Annotated in this window: 14 protein-coding genes and 1 riboswitch; of the genes, 9 read left to right on the top strand and 5 right to left on the bottom strand. The window is 66.8% G+C overall.

All coding sequences use genetic code 11. From position 1 onward, the window contains the following. Positions 1-47 precede the first annotated feature (47 nt). Positions 48-527 (bottom strand): c-type cytochrome, encoded by a 480-nt coding sequence (locus ACP2WS_RS06780; RefSeq protein ID WP_426460119.1) that lies wholly within the window; start codon positions 525-527, stop codon positions 48-50. A gap of 367 nt (positions 528-894) precedes the next feature. Here ACP2WS_RS06780 and ACP2WS_RS06775 point away from each other — a divergent pair, with 367 nt between their 5' ends. From ACP2WS_RS06775 to ACP2WS_RS06735, 9 genes are all read left to right on the top strand, one after another. Further along, positions 895-1,401: a dihydrofolate reductase gene (locus tag ACP2WS_RS06775; RefSeq protein ID WP_426460118.1), complete on the top strand. Its 507-nt coding sequence runs from the start codon at positions 895-897 to the stop codon at positions 1,399-1,401. A 113-nt stretch (positions 1,402-1,514) separates the two neighbouring features. Then, entirely contained in the window at positions 1,515-2,126 is a 612-nt protein-coding gene (locus ACP2WS_RS06770) for a DUF4337 domain-containing protein (RefSeq protein ID WP_426460117.1), read from the top strand. A gap of 30 nt (positions 2,127-2,156) precedes the next feature. Beyond that, positions 2,157-2,963: an exodeoxyribonuclease III gene (xth, locus tag ACP2WS_RS06765; protein WP_426460115.1), complete on the top strand. Its 807-nt coding sequence runs from the start codon at positions 2,157-2,159 to the stop codon at positions 2,961-2,963. Positions 2,964-3,201: 238 nt separating this feature from the next. After that, positions 3,202-4,266 carry a sulfate ABC transporter substrate-binding protein gene (locus ACP2WS_RS06760; RefSeq protein ID WP_426460114.1) on the top strand — a complete coding sequence of 355 codons (1,065 nt, stop codon included), beginning with the start codon at positions 3,202-3,204 and terminating at the stop codon, positions 4,264-4,266. Positions 4,267-4,467: 201 nt separating this feature from the next. After that, a complete protein-coding gene (gene cysT, locus ACP2WS_RS06755) occupies positions 4,468-5,304 on the top strand; it encodes a sulfate ABC transporter permease subunit CysT (protein WP_426460113.1) in 837 nt (278 codons plus the stop codon). A 49-nt stretch (positions 5,305-5,353) separates the two neighbouring features. Continuing rightward, complete coding sequence (gene cysW, locus ACP2WS_RS06750) at positions 5,354-6,217, top strand: sulfate ABC transporter permease subunit CysW (RefSeq protein WP_426460112.1); 864 nt, start codon at positions 5,354-5,356, stop codon at positions 6,215-6,217. Positions 6,218-6,253: 36 nt separating this feature from the next. Continuing rightward, entirely contained in the window at positions 6,254-7,285 is a 1,032-nt protein-coding gene (locus tag ACP2WS_RS06745) for a sulfate/molybdate ABC transporter ATP-binding protein (RefSeq protein WP_374492912.1), read from the top strand. 67 nt (positions 7,286-7,352) lie between these two features. Further along, positions 7,353-7,841, top strand: coding sequence for a hypothetical protein (locus tag ACP2WS_RS06740; protein ID WP_426460111.1), 489 nt, complete (start codon positions 7,353-7,355; stop codon positions 7,839-7,841). A gap of 44 nt (positions 7,842-7,885) precedes the next feature. Beyond that, a complete protein-coding gene (locus ACP2WS_RS06735; protein WP_426460110.1) occupies positions 7,886-8,593 on the top strand; it encodes a glutamine amidotransferase in 708 nt (235 codons plus the stop codon). An 85-nt stretch (positions 8,594-8,678) separates the two neighbouring features. Here ACP2WS_RS06735 and ACP2WS_RS06730 read toward each other — a convergent pair whose 3' ends face one another. From ACP2WS_RS06730 to ACP2WS_RS06715, 4 genes are all read right to left on the bottom strand, one after another. Continuing rightward, positions 8,679-9,257 carry a TMEM165/GDT1 family protein gene (locus ACP2WS_RS06730; RefSeq protein ID WP_374492919.1) on the bottom strand — a complete coding sequence of 193 codons (579 nt, stop codon included), beginning with the start codon at positions 9,255-9,257 and terminating at the stop codon, positions 8,679-8,681. 10 nt (positions 9,258-9,267) lie between these two features. Beyond that, a riboswitch (yybP-ykoY riboswitch) is annotated at positions 9,268-9,468 on the bottom strand. A gap of 211 nt (positions 9,469-9,679) precedes the next feature. Beyond that, positions 9,680-10,444: an enoyl-ACP reductase FabI gene (gene fabI, locus ACP2WS_RS06725; protein WP_426460108.1), complete on the bottom strand. Its 765-nt coding sequence runs from the start codon at positions 10,442-10,444 to the stop codon at positions 9,680-9,682. 255 nt (positions 10,445-10,699) lie between these two features. Continuing rightward, positions 10,700-12,151 carry an efflux transporter outer membrane subunit gene (locus ACP2WS_RS06720; RefSeq protein WP_426460107.1) on the bottom strand — a complete coding sequence of 484 codons (1,452 nt, stop codon included), beginning with the start codon at positions 12,149-12,151 and terminating at the stop codon, positions 10,700-10,702. Further along, entirely contained in the window at positions 12,144-15,440 is a 3,297-nt protein-coding gene (locus tag ACP2WS_RS06715) for an efflux RND transporter permease subunit (protein ID WP_426460106.1), read from the bottom strand. Before ACP2WS_RS06715 ends, ACP2WS_RS06720 begins: the two co-directional genes overlap by 8 nt. Positions 15,441-15,445: the final 5 nt, after the last annotated feature.

The following is a 15,445-nucleotide window of genomic DNA, read 5'->3' as shown; positions in this document are numbered from 1 at the left end:
CGGTGGATCGCCGCCGCAGCGCGCGGCAGCATCCTGGCGGAATGGCCTCAGCCGCGTTCGCGGAAGCTGTCGTGGCACTTGCGGCAGCTGGCGCCGGTATCGGCCACGGCCTTCTTGAGGGCAGCGATGTCACCCGAACGGGCAAGGGCAGGCAGGCGTGCCGCCTTGGCCTGGAAGTCCCGGGCCTCGCCCTGGAAACGGGGGGTGGCCGACCACACCAGATCGTTGGCATGGGTGTTGGCCACATGCTCGGTACCGGGCACGAAGGCCTGATACGGCAGGAGCGAGAGCAGGCGCACCGTGGAGGCATCGAACACGGCCTGCTGCTTGTTGAAGGGAATGCGGCCCAGCGCCATGTTGCTCAGGTGGGAGAAGTGGCGTTCCATGACCTCGAAGGCGCCCTTGCGGTAGTTCACCGCTTCCTCGGGCTTGGAGAAGGTCACAGCCTGGGCCGAAGCCGCCACGCTGGCCACTCCCAGGGCAGCCATCAGCAGGGCACGGCCTGCACGTTCAACAGTGTTCATCATCGGAAAATGCAAAAAATTCGGAGATCAGCCGCGTGCCCGTCCCACGGGAGGGCACCACGGCTGGGTGCAGGTCCCTGCATGCGTCCCGTCACCCTGATCGAGAATGCCGTCGCCATCGGAAAGCCAGCCGGCGGAAAGACAGATCGCCCCCCGCCCGCTGCTCCCGGCACAGACACCGGGAACCTCCCGGCATTATGCGCATTTGCCGGCAGGGCCTGCATCCGCAGGGCCCGGGTTCGTATCCAGTCGTTACCGGTGCATCATTTTCTGCAGTGCTGCCGTGGTGCACGGCTACGCTGCTCGCGAGGCGCCGAACCTTGCCTGACGCGCCTGCTGCCCGCACGCACTGCGCCTACAATCTGCGCCCATGGCCTGCTCTCCCCTTCCCCGCGTCCACCTGATCCTCGCCCGCGCCCGCAACGGCATCATCGGCCGCGAGGGCACCATGCCCTGGCACCTGCCGGAGGATCTGGCCCACTTCCGCCAGACCACGCTGGGCGCGCCGGTCCTGATGGGCCGCAAGACCTGGGACAGCCTGCCGCCCCGCTTCCGCCCCCTGCCCGGTCGCACCAACGTGGTCGTCACCCGGCAGACCGACTGGCAGGCGCCCGGCGCTCTCGTGGCGCATGATCTCCCATCCGCCCTTGCGGCCTGCGCTCCGGCCCCGGTGGTCTGGATCATCGGCGGCGCAGACATCTACCGGCAGGCCACCCCGCTGGCCCAGGAGGCCGTGGTGACCGAGATCGACGCCGACTTCGAGGGCGATGCCCACGCCCCGACCTGGGGCCCCGAATGGCATGAAGTCTCCCGCGTCTCCCACGTGAGCACCACCGGGCTGCCCTTTGCCTTTGTCACCTACCGCCGCCAGCCCTGACGGCGCTGTGCCGGTGCAGGGCCGCAGATACGGGGGAGCACTTCCGCTGCCCGTTCCATTCCTGCCCTGTGCCGGCATCCATCCGTTCTTCCCTTACACCCGAGCTCTTTCCCATGTCCAGCGACTCCTTTCACGTCCACGGTCCCCATGACCACGAACTCGAACATGCCATCGAGCACGGCAGTGCCGCCCATGGTGCTCCGTCCGACGGGCACGGAGGCGCCCGCCTGACCAACCAGATCGCGTTGTTCACGGCCGTAATCGCCACCGTGGGCGCCCTGTTCTCCTACATGGGCGGCGACACCCAGGCCAAGGCCGGCATCTACAAGAACAACGCAGCCATCCGCAAGACCGAGGCGGCCGACCAGTGGGGCTACTACCAGTCCAAGAGCACCAAGCAGGCGCTGGTCGAAATGACGCGGGACCTCTCGCCCAACGACCGCAAGGCGGGCTTCCAGTCCCGCATCGACCGCTACGCGGCCGAAAAGACCGCCATCCAGCATCAGGCCGAGGCGCTGGAAAAGGAATCCGCCACCTGGGAAGCCCGCAGCGAGGAGCAGATGCACCTGCACCATCGCTGGGCCCAGGCCACCACCGTGCTGCAGGTGGCCATTGCACTGGCCGCCATCGCGCTGCTGACCCGCCGCAGGTGGCTCGAATACGCCATGTTCGCCATGGGGGCTGCCGGGCTGTGCCTGGGTGCCCTCGCCATGCTGCACGTCTGACCCGCATTTGTTGCTCCTTCGGAGATCCCCATGCAACTCGCCACCTGGAATGTCAACTCCCTGTCCGTGCGCCTGCCGCAGGTGCTCGACTGGCTCGCCGCCCATCCGGACGTGCACGTGCTCGCCCTGCAGGAAACCAAGCTCACGGACGACAAGTTTCCGGTCGACGCCTTTGCCGAGGCGGGCTGGCAGGCGGCGTGGTTCGGGCAGCGCACCTACAACGGCGTGGCGCTCATCTCGCGCCAGCCGGGGCAGGACGTGGTGCGCAACATTCCGGGCATGGACTGTGACATGGCCCGGGTGCTGAGCGCCACCTATGCCGCGCCCGACGGCGAACCCATGCGCGTGGTGGGCGCCTACTTTCCGAACGGGCAGGTGCCGGGCAGCGACAAGTTCGCCTACAAGATGCGCTGGCTCGACGCCCTGCGGACCTGGCTGCGCGAGGAGCTGGTCAAGACTCCGCGGCTGGTGCTCATGGGCGACTTCAACATCACGTTCGACGACCTCGACGTGTGGGACCCGGAGGGCCTGCGCGAGACCATCCACTGCACCACCGAGGAGCGCACCCACCTGCAGGGCCTCATCGACCTGGGGCTGGTGGACAGCCTGCGCCTGTTCCCGCAGCCGCCCAAGGCCTACTCGTGGTGGGATTACCGCAACATGGCCTTCCGGCGCAACCGCGGCATGCGCATCGACCACATCCTCATCAGCCAGCCGCTCGTGGCGCAGGCCACCGCCTGTGCCATCGACCGCCAGCCCCGCTCCAACGAGCGCCCAAGCGACCACACCCCCGTGGTGCTGACGCTCGGCCAGACACAGGCACAGACGCAGCCATAGGCACAGGTGCGCATGAACTGGCCCGGGACCCGGCGTCCTCCCGGGCCGTACCACCGGGCGCCACCCTTCGTGCAGAGGCACAGCAGCAGCCGGAGCACCGGCCTGTCGCCACTATATGCATTCGACCATATAAACAAACAACAATATATTCGTTTTCCTGCTTTGTGCGGCGACTTATCATGCCCCGATCCATGACGCCGAGGGGCCTCTCCCCGGCGCAGCCAGAACAGGAAAAACCATGACCCGCCGCACCTCCTTCTCCGCCTCCTCCCCCACGTCCCGCCGCAGCCTGCTGCTGGCCACCGGGGCCGCCGTGCTGATCCCCCTGGGCGGCGGACTGGTGCTGCAGGGCTGCTCCTCCTCCAAGCCCGAGGCCAAGCTCCTCAACGTGAGCTACGACGTCTCGCGCGAGTTCTACAAGGACATCGACACGGCCTATGTCGCCGCCGCTGCCCGCAACGGCGACAAGGTGTCGATCCAGCAGTCGCATGGCGGCAGCAGCAAGCAGGTGCGCAGCGTGGCAGAAGGCCTGCAGGCCGATGTGGTCACCATGAACCAGGCGAGCGACATCGACTTCCTCGCCGGCAAGGGTCTGGTGGACAAGGACTGGGCCAGCAAGTTCCCCAACCACGCCTCCCCCACCACCTCGATCTCCGTGATCCTGGTGCGCAAGGGCAACCCCAAGTCCATCCACGACTGGGCCGATCTGGCACGTCCCGACGTGCAGGCCATCATCCCCAACCCCAAGACCTCGGGCAATGGCCGCTACACCTGGCTGGCCATCTGGGGCTCGGCCCTCAAGTCCGGCCAGACGCCCGACCAGGCCCGCGACCTGAGCACCCGCGTGTTCACCCAGGTGCCGGTGCTCGACGGGGGCGGCCGTGCTGCCACCACCTCCTTTGCCCAGCGCAACATGGGCGACGCGCTCGTGACCTTCGAGAGCGAGGTGCCGCTCATCCGCAAGGAATTCGGCGACAAGTTCCAGATCGTCTACCCCAAGTGGACCATCCTGGCCGAGAACCCCGTGGCCATCGTCAACACCGTGGTCGACAAGAAGGGCACCCGCAAGGCCGCCACCGATTACCTCAACTTCCTGTGGTCGCCCGAGGGACAGGAAATTGCCGCCAAGTTCCACATGCGCCCACGTGACCCGCAGGTGCTGGCCCGCCATGCGCAGGACTTCCCGGCCCAGCAGACCTTCACCGTCGACGAGCTGTTCGGCGGCTGGAGCAAGGCCCAGGCCGAGCACTTCAAGGACGGCGGCACCTACGACCAGGCCATGGCCAAGCGCGCCGGCAAGTAAGCCAGGTACTGGCGCCGGCAGCCGGGAACCCTGACTGATTTCCGGCTGCCGCCCGCCTTCTTCCATGGCCCGCCCTGCTCGCTGCCGTTCTGCAGAGCCGACGCACAGGGGCCTTTTTCCCATTCCGCCTGCTGCCAGGTGACCGGGGTTCCGGTCGCCGTGCTGTTCCGCCTCTTTTCCCTTCCACCCCGATTGCCGATCATGTCCAGCCGCCCCCCTCTTCTGCTGCGCCACCGCAGCGTGCTGCCCGGCTTCCATCTGTCGCTCGGTGTGGCCCTGCTGTACATGGGCCTGATCGTGCTGCTGCCGTTGGCCGCCGTGTTCGCCACCTCGTCGCAGCTGGGCTGGGAGCGTTTCGTCTCCATCGCCACGGGCGCGCAGGTGGTGGCCTCCTACCGGCTCACGTTTGGCGCCTCGCTGGTGGCGGCGCTGCTCAATACCGCCATGGGCCTGCTGGTGGCATGGGTGGTGGAACGCTACCGCTTTCCGGGCCGCCGTTTCGTCGACGCCATGGTCGATCTGCCCTTTGCCCTGCCCACGGCCGTGGCAGGTGTTGCCCTCACGGGGCTGTACGCGCCCAACGGCTGGATCGGCCGCTGGCTGCCGTTCCAGGTCGCCTACACCCCGCTGGGCGTGATGCTGGCACTGACCTTCATCGGTCTGCCCTTTGTCGTGCGCACAGTGCAGCCGGTGCTGCAGGACCTGCACCGCGAGCAGGAAGAGGCGGCTGCCATGCTGGGTGCCTCGCGCTGGCAGACCTTCCGCCGTGTGCTGCTGCCCACGCTCACCCCGGCCCTGCTCACGGGATTTGCCCTTGCCTTTGCACGTGCGCTGGGGGAATACGGCTCGGTGATCTTCATTGCAGGCAACATCCCCTTCAAGACGGAAATCACCTCCCTGCTCATCATCGCCAAGGTCGAGCAGCAGGACGCCGCAGGCGCCTCGGCCATTGCCGTGGTGATGCTGCTCGCCGCCTTCATCATGCTGCTCGCCATCAACCTGCTGCAGGCGTGGCAGCGCAAGCGGCGCTCTGCCTGACCGGCATCCGTCGCGCGCCTTCTGCGTTTTGCCCCCTTGCGAGTTCTCCATGTCCCACGCATCCGTCTCCCCCTCCCCACCGGCCGCAGCTCCCGTGACCACTGAACCGGTCTGGCTGCGCGCCACGCTCATCGGCTTTGTGCTGGTGTTCCTGTCGCTGTTCCTGCTGGTGCCGCTCATCAGCATCTTTGTCGAAGCCTTCCGCGAAGGGCTGCGCGCCTACTGGGCCGCCATCACCGACCCCGATGCGCTCTCGGCCATTCGCCTCACGCTGCTTGCGGCAGTCATCTCGCTGCCGCTCAATGCCGCCTTCGGGCTGGCGGCAGCCTGGGCCGTCACCAAGTTCGACTTCCGGGGCAAGAGCCTGCTCGTCACGCTCATCGATCTGCCGTTTTCGGTGTCGCCGGTGATCGCCGGCCTGGCGCTCGTGCTGGTGTACGGAGCCAACGGCTGGCTCGGCAGCTGGCTGGAGGCGCACGGGGTGCAGGTCATCTTCGCGGTGCCGGGCATCGTCATCGCCACGGTGTTCATCACCTTCCCGTTCGTGGCGCGGGAGCTGATTCCGCTCATGGAAGCACAGGGCAGCCAGGAGGAGGAAGCCGCCCGCGTGCTGGGAGCCAGCGGCTGGCAGATTTTCCGCCGCGTCACCCTGCCCAACATCCAGTGGGCGCTGTTCTACGGGCTCGTGCTCAGCAACGCCCGCGCCATGGGCGAGTTCGGCGCGGTGTCGGTGGTCTCGGGACACATCCGGGGACAGACCAACACCATGCCGCTGCACATCGAGGTGAGCTACAACGAATACCAGTTCGCCGCCGCCTTTGCCATGTCCTCGCTGCTGGCCCTGCTCGCCCTGGTGACCCTGGTGCTCAAGTACCTCGCCGAACGCCGCATCGCAGCCCGCACGGCCGCCTGACCTCTTCCACGCCCGCACTTTCTTCCAAGTCTTGCCATGCAGATCACCCTCCAGGACCTTCAGAAATCCTTCGGCCCCACCGTCGTGTGCGACCACATCAACCTGCGCATCGGCGACGGCGAGCTCGTCGCCCTGCTCGGCCCCTCCGGCTCGGGCAAGACCTCGCTGCTGCGCATGATCGCCGGACTGGAGCAGCCCGATGCAGGTGCCATCCTGTTCGACGACACCGACATCACCCGCACCGACGTGCGCGACCGCAACATCGGCTTCGTGTTCCAGCACTACGCCCTGTTCGGCCACATGACGGTGGCGGAAAACATCGCCTTCGGCCTCTCGGTGCTGCCGGCATCGCGTCGCCCCTCGCGGGCCGAGATCGATGCGCGCGTGGCCCATCTGCTCGACAAGGTGCAGCTGCCCGGCCTGGGCAAGCGCTACCCGGCCCAGCTCTCGGGCGGCCAGCGCCAGCGCGTGGCCCTCGCACGGGCCCTGGCCACGCGTCCCAAGGTGCTGCTGCTCGACGAGCCCTTCGGCGCCCTCGACGCCAAGGTGCGCAAGGACCTGCGCCGCTGGCTGCGCCAGATCCACCACGACATGGGCGTCACCACCGTGTTCGTCACCCACGATCAGGAAGAGGCACTGGAAGTGGCCGACCGCGTCGTCGTCATGAGTGCCGGCCATGTCGAACAGGTCGGCACGCCCAACGAGGTGTACGAGCACCCGGCCACGCCTTTCGTCATCGAGTTTCTGGGCGACGTCAACCGCCTCCATCCGCAGGGCAGCGCCACCCCCACCTATGTGCGCCCGCACCAGATCCAGGTGCTGCCCATCCCTGCCGGAGCCCCCGTGCCCATGGACGCCATTCCGGCCCAGTGGAAGCAGACCCAGATCGTCGGCCCCTATACCTACATGGAGTTCATCCGCGACGACGACCACAGCCTCATCGACGTGCAGCTCACCCGCAGCGAGCATCAGGCCCTGGAGCACCAGCTGCCCCTGTCCAGCGGCACCCGGGTCTGGCTGCGTCCCACGCGCGTGACCGAATTCGTGGACGCCGGCGCCGGCATCTGAGCCGCCCCCGTGCCGCAGACGGCGGTGCTACAGTCGAAATCCTTTCTTCTCGCGCCCCGCCCGTCCCATGTCCGCTCTCCTGCACATCGGCCCCGACAGCACCACCCTCGATTTCACCAACGCCTCTGCCGCTGATGCCACCACCCCGTCCGTGGTGGCACGCCTGCCTCTGGGCCTCACCGCCCTGCAGCAGCAGATGCGCCATGCCCCCCTGCCCACGGCAGGTGAAGTCGAGGCCTGCATTGCCGAAGTCGAGGACATCCTCATGCCGCGCATCGCGGGCTGGCCCCGCACCGGGCTGCTCCGCACACACGATGCCGAAGCCCGCCACCTGGCCGAAGCAGCCGCTGCGGCCGGACAGCCCGCGCAGCCCCTGCCCCTCACCCTCTCCATCGACGCCGTGGAAGAGGTCTTCAACCGCCTGGCCGATGTGCTCGGCGGCATGCCTGCCGCCCGTCTGGGCATTCCGGAGCGGCCCGAATTCATCGCCTATCTCATCGTGCTGCGCGAACTGATGCATCATGCAGGCTTTGTCTCGTTGAGGGTCTGCGCCTGACGGAACGGCCCTCGTCTCCTGTTCTGCCGTCCTGCTGCCCTGCCATGAAACACGCCATCGCCATCCGCCACGTTGCCTTCGAGGATCTGGGAACCCTCGCCCCCCTGCTGCACGCCCGCGGCTACACCGTGCAGTATCTCGATGCAGGCGTCGACGCCCTCTCTCGTCTGGATGCTCTCGCGCCCGATCTACTCATCGTGCTCGGCGGGCCCATCGGCGCCTACGAGGAAGCCCTCTACCCCTTCCTCGACGACGAACTGCACCTGCTGCGCACCCGCCTGCAGGCCGATCGCCCCACGCTGGGCATCTGCCTCGGTGCACAGCTCATGGCCCGTGCGCTCGGCGCGCGCGTCTACCCCGGCCCCGCCAAGGAAATCGGCTGGAAGCCCCTGCAGCTCACCACCGAAGGCGCAGCCTCCGTGCTGGCCCCGCTCGATGGCACCCTTACCTCCATGCTGCACTGGCACGGCGACACCTTCGATCTGCCCGAAGGCGCCCAGTGCCTGGCCTCCACCGACCTGTGCAGCAACCAGGCCTTCCAGTGGGGCCGCCATGCCCTGGCCTTCCAGTGCCACCCCGAGGCCGATCCCGCACGGCTGGAACGCTGGTTCATCGGGCACGCCTGTGAGCTCTCCCAGGCTGGCATCGACCTCCCGACCCTGCGCGCCGACAGCGCCACGCACGGCCCGACACTGGCCCGCCAGGCCGCACAGGCCCTGGGCGCCTGGCTCGACCAGCTGCCCACACCCTGACGGACGGGCTCGCAGCGAGCCCCTTCCCTGCCCGGGTGCAGAACGCCCCGCCGCATCACGGCAGGGCCCTGCGCCAGCTGGCGCCTCACAGCCCCAGCGAAGCCCCGGCACCCAGCAGCGTCGCCACCCCCAGCACAGCAAAGATCGCCGCAGCCACCCCGTGCACCAGCCGCATCGGAATGCGCTTGGCCAGCCGGTCGCCCACGAACACAGCAGGCACATCGGCAATCAGCATGCCGCAGGTCGTCCCCGCCACCACCCACAGCGGATGGGCGTAATGCGCCGCCATCGCCACCGTGGCAATCTGGGTCTTGTCGCCCATCTCGGCCAGAAAGAAGCTCACTGCCGTGGCCCCGAACACCCCTAGGCGACGGGCCACCTGCCCCTCCTCTTCCTCGATCTTGTCGGGAATCAGCGTCCACACCGCCATGGCGATGAACGACACCCCCAGCACCCAGCGCAGCACGCCCGGCTGCAGAGTCGACGTGATCCAGGCGCCCAGCGCCCCGGCCAGACCATGATTGACCAGGGTCGCCGCCAGAATGCCGGCAATGATGGGGAGGGGTTTCTTGAAGCGTGCGGCCAGAATGAAGGCCAGAAGCTGGGTCTTGTCGCCCATCTCCGCGAGAGCGACCACACCGGTCGAGACGAGAAATGCTTCCATGTGTACAGGGGAAAAATGACGGCCGGGCATGACAAGGACGCATGACCATGTCCGCCTCTGCCCGGCCGGACGGAAGCGGAATGGTCAAAGGTCTTGCCAGGAATGCACCGTCTGTGCCATGTCCTGCGGGACAAGCATGTTGACACAGACCACACGGCACCGCGCTGCACACGCAGTGCCCGGAGAGGCTACTCCCCCATGACGGGCCCGATTATACCGAGCCTCCCCTCCCCTCCCCTCCCCTCCCCTGCCCGTCCGTCCGCCCACTCCACTGCGCAGCCACAGCCGATCGCCCCTGCCCCGATTTCACGTGCTGCAGAAAGTTGGAAACTTCCATGGCACGAAGAATCGAGAGAGGAGCATGTTGTGCGAAGAGCGCCTTGCCTTACCCCAGGTGGGACGCAGCAGCCTTCTGCCCCGAGTCACGCCGTGATGGAGAACCCACCATCGATGTCGTGCACGCCGCCGGTGAGGTTGCGGGCGGCGTTGCTGGCGAGGAATGCGGCGACGGCACCTACGTCCTGAATGGTGGCGAGCTGGTGGGTGGGAGCGCGCTCGGTGGCGGCGGCAAGGAGTTCATCGAAGTGGTCGATGCCGCTGGCTGCACGGGTGGAGAGCGGTCCGGGCGAGAGGGCGTGGACACGGATGCCCTTTTCGCCCAGCTCGGCGGCAGCGTAGCGCACGGAGCTTTCGAGCGCCGCCTTGACGGGCCCCATGATGTTGTAGTGCCGCACCACGCGCGAAGAGCCGAAAAACGAGACGGACAGACAGGTCCCGCCCTCGGGCATCAGCGGCTCGGCCAGCCGGATCATGCGCAGGAAGGAGTGCACGGAGATGTCCATGGCCTGTGCAAAGCCTTCGGACGAGCAGTCGACGATGCGGCCGTGCAGGTCCTGCCGGGGAGCGAAGGCGATGGAGTGCACGAGGGTATCGAGCCGTCCCCAGGTGTGGGTGATGCGGTCGAAGAAGGCTTCCATCTGGCCGGGCTGGGTCACATCGAGCGGGCCGACGATCGGGGCCTGCAGCTGGGTGGCCAGCGGTTCGACATAGGGACGGGCCTTGTCGTTGAGCCAGGTGATGGCCACCTCGGCTCCCTGCGCACGCAGGGCCTGGGCACAGCCCCAGGCGATCGAATGTTCGTTTGCCACGCCGACAACCAGCGCCTTCTGTCCGCTCAGAGAAAACATGCCCACCCCTTTCAGTGTGATTCAAGCCTAATGTTGCATGGGAGATGTGTCAAGGCAGTGAAAGCGGTGGTGACCGTGGTGGCGATGGTGTGTGCCTTTGCGGGGCCATGGGGCAGCCTTCGCGCGCCGGGAAACTGCGTGCATTTCCCAGCAGGGGACAAAAGAATGCCCGCCGGGGCAGACGAGAGCTGGATGCAGCTTCCGCACTGCCCGAGCGGGCATTCCCGCTCAAGGGGGCTTGCGCCTTTACCTCCCTCAGCCGCGCGGCTGGGTGGCTGCGGCCGGTGTGACATCCACGAGCCCGCCTCCCAGCACCTTGTAGAGGTCGATCTGGTTGTTGAGCAGGAGCTGGCGAGTCTGGACGAGGCTGAGCTCGCTGGAATAGCTCGAACGCTGGGCATCGAGCAGGTCGAGGGAGCTGGCAATGCCGTTGTCGTAGCGCATCTGCACCAGCCGCAGGCGTTCCGACTGGGCGTCGAAGCTGCGCTGCTGCGAGGCGAGCTGGTCGGCCAGAGTCTGCTGCGCGATGAGGTCATCGGCCACTTCACGGAAGGCGGACTGGATGGATTTCTCGTAGCTGGCCACGGCGATGTTCTTGCGGGCCTTGGCCAGATCGAGGTTGGCCTGATTGCGTCCGAAGTTGAACAGGGGCAGGCTGATGCTGGGGCCGAAGCTCCAGGCCATGTCGGGGCCACTGAAGAGGTTGTGGAACGACGAGCTCAGGCTGCCATAGCTGCCGGTGAGGCTGATGCTCGGGAAGAAGGCGGCCCGCGCAGCACCGATGTTGGCGTTGGCGGCCTTGAGGGTGGCTTCGGCCTCGCGGATGTCGGGGCGGCGCAGCAGCACGTCCGACGAGAGCCCCGCAGGCAGCCGACTGATGGCCACCTGCTTGCCCAGCGGCAGTCCAGCGGGCAGATGGGCCGGCAGAGGCTGGCCGACGAGCAGAACCAGCGCGTTGTGGGCCTGCTCGCGCAGGCGGGTCTGGGCGGCGTAGTCGGACTGGGCAGCCTCGATCTGGGTCTCGTCCTGCCGGAGGTCCACGGCCGAGATGACTCCGGCATTGAAGCGCAGCTTGGTGAGGCGGTAGTCCTTCTCGCGCGAGGTCAGGGTCTTGCGGGCAATGTCCATGGACTCCTGCGCCGCCAGCTGCGTGACGTAGGCGGTGGCCACAGAGGCGATGAGGCTGATCTGGGCACTGTCGCGGGCCTCGCGGGTGCCCAGGTAGGTCTGCAGCGCAGCTGCGGTGAGGCTGCGCACGCGGCCGAAGAAGTCCAGCTCGAAGGCCGAGAAGCCCACGTTGGCCGTGTAGACATCGCCCGTGACAGGCTGTCCGGTGCTGGTGGCCGCAGCCGACGTGCGCGAGCGCGTGGCGCTGCCGCCGGCATTGACCGAGGGCAGCAGGTCGGCACGCTGCACGCCGTACTGGGCACGGGCGGCCTCGATGTTGAGCGCGGCCACGCTCAGATCGCGGTTGTTGTCGAGTGCGAGGCGAATGAGCTCGCGCAGGCGCGGATCGGCAAAGTACTGCTGCCAGCCGATGTCGGCGGCAGCAGGCAGGCGGGTGTCGTTGGCAGGAGCGTGCTGCCAGCTCGCCGGCACCGGGCTGGCCGGGCGCTCATAGGTGGGAGCGAGCGAGCAGCCGGCCAGCGCCGTGCTGGCTGCAGCCAGAGCGAACAGCGTGCGCGCGGGGAATCGAATGTCAGTCATGATGGGTGTCTCCCTTTGGAGCAGAGCCCTGGTCTGGACTGGGGGAGGTGCCTGCACCACGATGCAGGGCGCTGCGGTCCTCCTCGGAAAGTCCGGATTCGGCCTCGGCAAGATAGCGGTCCGCACTGGCGGCATTGACCCCGGCATGGGCGGCATGCTCGGCGTACATGTTGGATTCATGCGCAGTGGGCGGGAAGAGCGTGCGCACCGCCGCATAGAACAGCGGCACGAAGAACACGGCAAACGAGGTGCCGATCAGCATGCCCCAGAGCACGCTGGTCCCGATGGCACGCTGGCTCGCCGAGCTGGCACCGAAGGCGAAGTACAGCGGCACCACGCCCAGAATGAAGGCCAGCGAGGTCATGAGAATCGGGCGGAAGCGCAGATGCGCAGCAGCCAGCGCCGATTCGAGTGCGCTCTTGCCCGAAGCCTGCAAGTCCTTGGCGAATTCCACGATCAGAATGGCGTTCTTGGCCGACAGCCCGATCACGGTGATGAGACCGACCTGGAAGTACACGTCGTTGGCCATGCCGCGTCCCCAGGTGCCGAGCACCACCCCCAGGAAGCCCAGCGGCACGACCAGCATCACGGCCACGGGAATGGACCAGCTCTCGTACAGCGCAGCCAGACACAGGAACACAGCCAGAATCGAGAACGAATACAGGATGCCGGACTGGTTGCCCGCCTGCTTTTCTTCCTTGGACAGGCCGGTCCACTCGAAGCCGAAGCCGTCGGGCAGCTTGGCTGCCATCTGTTCCATGGCCTTCATGGCGTCGCCCGTGCTGTAGCCCGGGGCGGCATTGCCAGTGATGGACATGGCGGGATAGCCGTTGTAGCGCACGGTCTGCATCGGGCCGGTGACCCAGCTGGCCTTCATGAACGTGGACAGCGGAATGGCCACGCCCTGGGTGTTGTTGACCGTGAGGCGCATCAGGTCTTCGGGCTGCATGCGGTCCTTGGCGTCGGCCTGCACGATCACGCGCTGCAGACGGCCCTGATTGGGGAAGTCGTTGACGTAGGTCGAGCCGAGTGCGGTGGACAGCACAGCGGCGATGCTGCCGAAGCTCACCCCCTGGGCGCTGGCGGCGTCGCGGTCGATGTCCAGCTTGAGCTGGGGGGCATCTTCCATGCCGTCGGGACGCACACCGGTGATGGCCTTGTTCTGCGAGGCCATGCCCAGCAGCTGATTGCGGGCCGCGAGCAGTGCCGCATGACCCTTGCCTGCACGGTCCTGCAGCCGGAAGCTGAAGCCGGAGCTGGTACCCAGTTCAGGGATGGATGGCGGCGAGAGCGCAAAGACGAAGCCGTCGCGCACCTGCTGCATCATCGCGCCGGTGATGCGCCCGGCCAGGGAGTTGGCATCCGAGCCCTTGGCCTCGCGGTCTGCCCAGGGCTTGAGCGTGATGAAGCCCAGCCCCATGTTCTGCCCCTGCCCGGAGAAGCTGAAGCCCGACACGGTCACCATATCCTGCACCTCGCGCTGATGCAGCGTGAACTGCTCGATCTGCTCCAGCGTATGGATGGTGCGCTCCTTGGTCGCCTCGGGAGGCAGCTGCACGGTCACGAGCAGGTTGCCCTGGTCCTCGCTGGGCAGGAAGGAGCTCTGCAGCCGCAGCATCACGAACACGGCCACCGCCGCCAGCGCGACGTAGATCACGGCCATGCGTCCTCCACGGCGCAGCAGGCGGCCCACCCAGCCCTCGTAGGTGTGGGTGGCACTGGTGAACCGGCGGTTGAAACCGTTGAAGAAGCCCCCCAGGAATCCCTTCTTGTCATGCGGGTCGCCCTCGATGGGCTTGAGCAGCGTGCCGCACAGCGCCGGCGTGAGCGACAGCGCCAGGAAAGCCGAGAAGAAGATCGACACGGCCATCACCACCGAGAACTGGCGATAGATGTTGCCCGTAGACCCCGAGAAGAAGGCCATGGGGATGAACACCGAGATCAGCACCACGGTGATGCCGACCACCGCGCCCGAAATCTGCCCCATGGCCTTGCGGGCCGCCTGCAGGGGCGGGAGCTTTTCCTCGGCCATGATGCGCTCGACGTTCTCCACCACCACGATGGCGTCATCGACCACAATGCCGATCACCAGCACCATGGCGAACATGGACAGCACGTTGATCGACATGCCCAGCGGCAGCATGACCGCAAAGGCTCCCAGCAGGGCAATAGGCACCACGATGGTAGGAATCAGCGTATAGCGGATGTTCTGCAGGAACAGGAACATCACCAGGAACACCAGCACCACCGCCTCGATGAGGGTGTGCACCACCTTCTCGATGGAAATGCTGACGAAGGTCGAGCTGTCATACGGCACCTTCCAGCTCACATGGGCCGGGAAGTACGGCTGCAGCTGTGCCATCTTGGCCTTGACGGCCTTGGCCACCGCCAGGGCGTTGCCGGCAGTGGAGAGCTGCACCCCGATACCGACCGCAGGCTTGCCGTTGAGCCGTGCGGAAGTGGCGTAGGTCTGCGACCCCAGCTCCACCCGCGCCACATCGTGCAGGCGCACGGTGGCCCCGCTCGTGTCGGCACGCAGCACGATGTTGCCGAACTGCTCCACCGTCTTGAGCTGGCCGGGCACCACAATGGTGGCCGTCATGGTCTGTCCGGACTGATTGGGCAGATCGCCCAGACTGCCCGAAGACACCTGCACGTTCTGCGCCGTGATGGCCGCGCTCACGTCGGCCGGCGTCAGGTTGTAGCTCTGCAGCTTGGAGGCATCGAGCCAGATGCGCATGGCCCGTTCGGCACCGAACTGCGTCGCACCGCCCACGCCATCGAGCCGCTGCAGCTCGGGCAGCACGTTGCGTGCCACGTAGTCGTTGATGTCGGCCACGTCGGTGTTCGGATCGTCCGAATACAGCATGACGAACATCAGGAAGTTGGAGCGGGCCTGCGACACCTGCACCCCCACCTGGCGCACCGCACTCGGCAGACGGGATTCCACCCGCGCCAGCCGGTTCTGCACCATCACCTGCGCGATGTCCTTGTTGGTTTCGGGCGTGAAGGTCAGCGTGAGCGTGCCGGTGCCGTTCGACAGCGAGGTGGACTGCATGTAGTCGAGCCCGTCGATGCCGTTCATCTCGCGTTCGATGACCGACAGCACACTGTCGTCGATGGTCTGTGCATCGGCCCCTGCATAGGTGGCCTGCACGTTGATGGTGGGCGGCGCCACCTGCGGATACTGGCTGATGGGCAGCTTGGTGATGGACACCAGCCCCGCAATGATGATGAACAGCGCCACCACCCAGGCAAAGATGGGGCGGTCAATGAAGAATCTGGACATGGACA

This window comes from Brachymonas moutaii (nom. illeg.) (assembly GCF_049977365.1).
In the GTDB taxonomy this organism is placed as follows: Bacteria; Pseudomonadota; Gammaproteobacteria; order Burkholderiales; family Burkholderiaceae_C; genus Brachymonas.
This window is presented reverse-complemented; position numbering and strand designations above follow the sequence as displayed.

Excerpts from the sequence above, each read along its gene's own strand:
- ACP2WS_RS06780 (WP_426460119.1), bottom strand. The coding sequence starts at position 527 with ATGATGAACACTGTTGAACGTGCAGGCCGTGCCCTGCTGATGGCTGCC.
- ACP2WS_RS06775 (WP_426460118.1), top strand. The coding sequence starts at position 895 with ATGGCCTGCTCTCCCCTTCCCCGCGTCCACCTGATCCTCGCCCGCGCC.
- ACP2WS_RS06770 (WP_426460117.1), top strand. The coding sequence starts at position 1,515 with ATGTCCAGCGACTCCTTTCACGTCCACGGTCCCCATGACCACGAACTC.
- xth (WP_426460115.1), top strand. The coding sequence starts at position 2,157 with ATGCAACTCGCCACCTGGAATGTCAACTCCCTGTCCGTGCGCCTGCCG.
- ACP2WS_RS06760 (WP_426460114.1), top strand. The coding sequence starts at position 3,202 with ATGACCCGCCGCACCTCCTTCTCCGCCTCCTCCCCCACGTCCCGCCGC.
- cysT (WP_426460113.1), top strand. The coding sequence starts at position 4,468 with ATGTCCAGCCGCCCCCCTCTTCTGCTGCGCCACCGCAGCGTGCTGCCC.
- cysW (WP_426460112.1), top strand. The coding sequence starts at position 5,354 with ATGTCCCACGCATCCGTCTCCCCCTCCCCACCGGCCGCAGCTCCCGTG.
- ACP2WS_RS06745 (WP_374492912.1), top strand. The coding sequence starts at position 6,254 with ATGCAGATCACCCTCCAGGACCTTCAGAAATCCTTCGGCCCCACCGTC.
- ACP2WS_RS06740 (WP_426460111.1), top strand. The coding sequence starts at position 7,353 with ATGTCCGCTCTCCTGCACATCGGCCCCGACAGCACCACCCTCGATTTC.
- ACP2WS_RS06735 (WP_426460110.1), top strand. The coding sequence starts at position 7,886 with ATGAAACACGCCATCGCCATCCGCCACGTTGCCTTCGAGGATCTGGGA.
- ACP2WS_RS06730 (WP_374492919.1), bottom strand. The coding sequence starts at position 9,257 with ATGGAAGCATTTCTCGTCTCGACCGGTGTGGTCGCTCTCGCGGAGATG.
- fabI (WP_426460108.1), bottom strand. The coding sequence starts at position 10,444 with ATGTTTTCTCTGAGCGGACAGAAGGCGCTGGTTGTCGGCGTGGCAAAC.
- ACP2WS_RS06720 (WP_426460107.1), bottom strand. The coding sequence starts at position 12,151 with ATGACTGACATTCGATTCCCCGCGCGCACGCTGTTCGCTCTGGCTGCA.
- ACP2WS_RS06715 (WP_426460106.1), bottom strand. The coding sequence starts at position 15,440 with ATGTCCAGATTCTTCATTGACCGCCCCATCTTTGCCTGGGTGGTGGCG.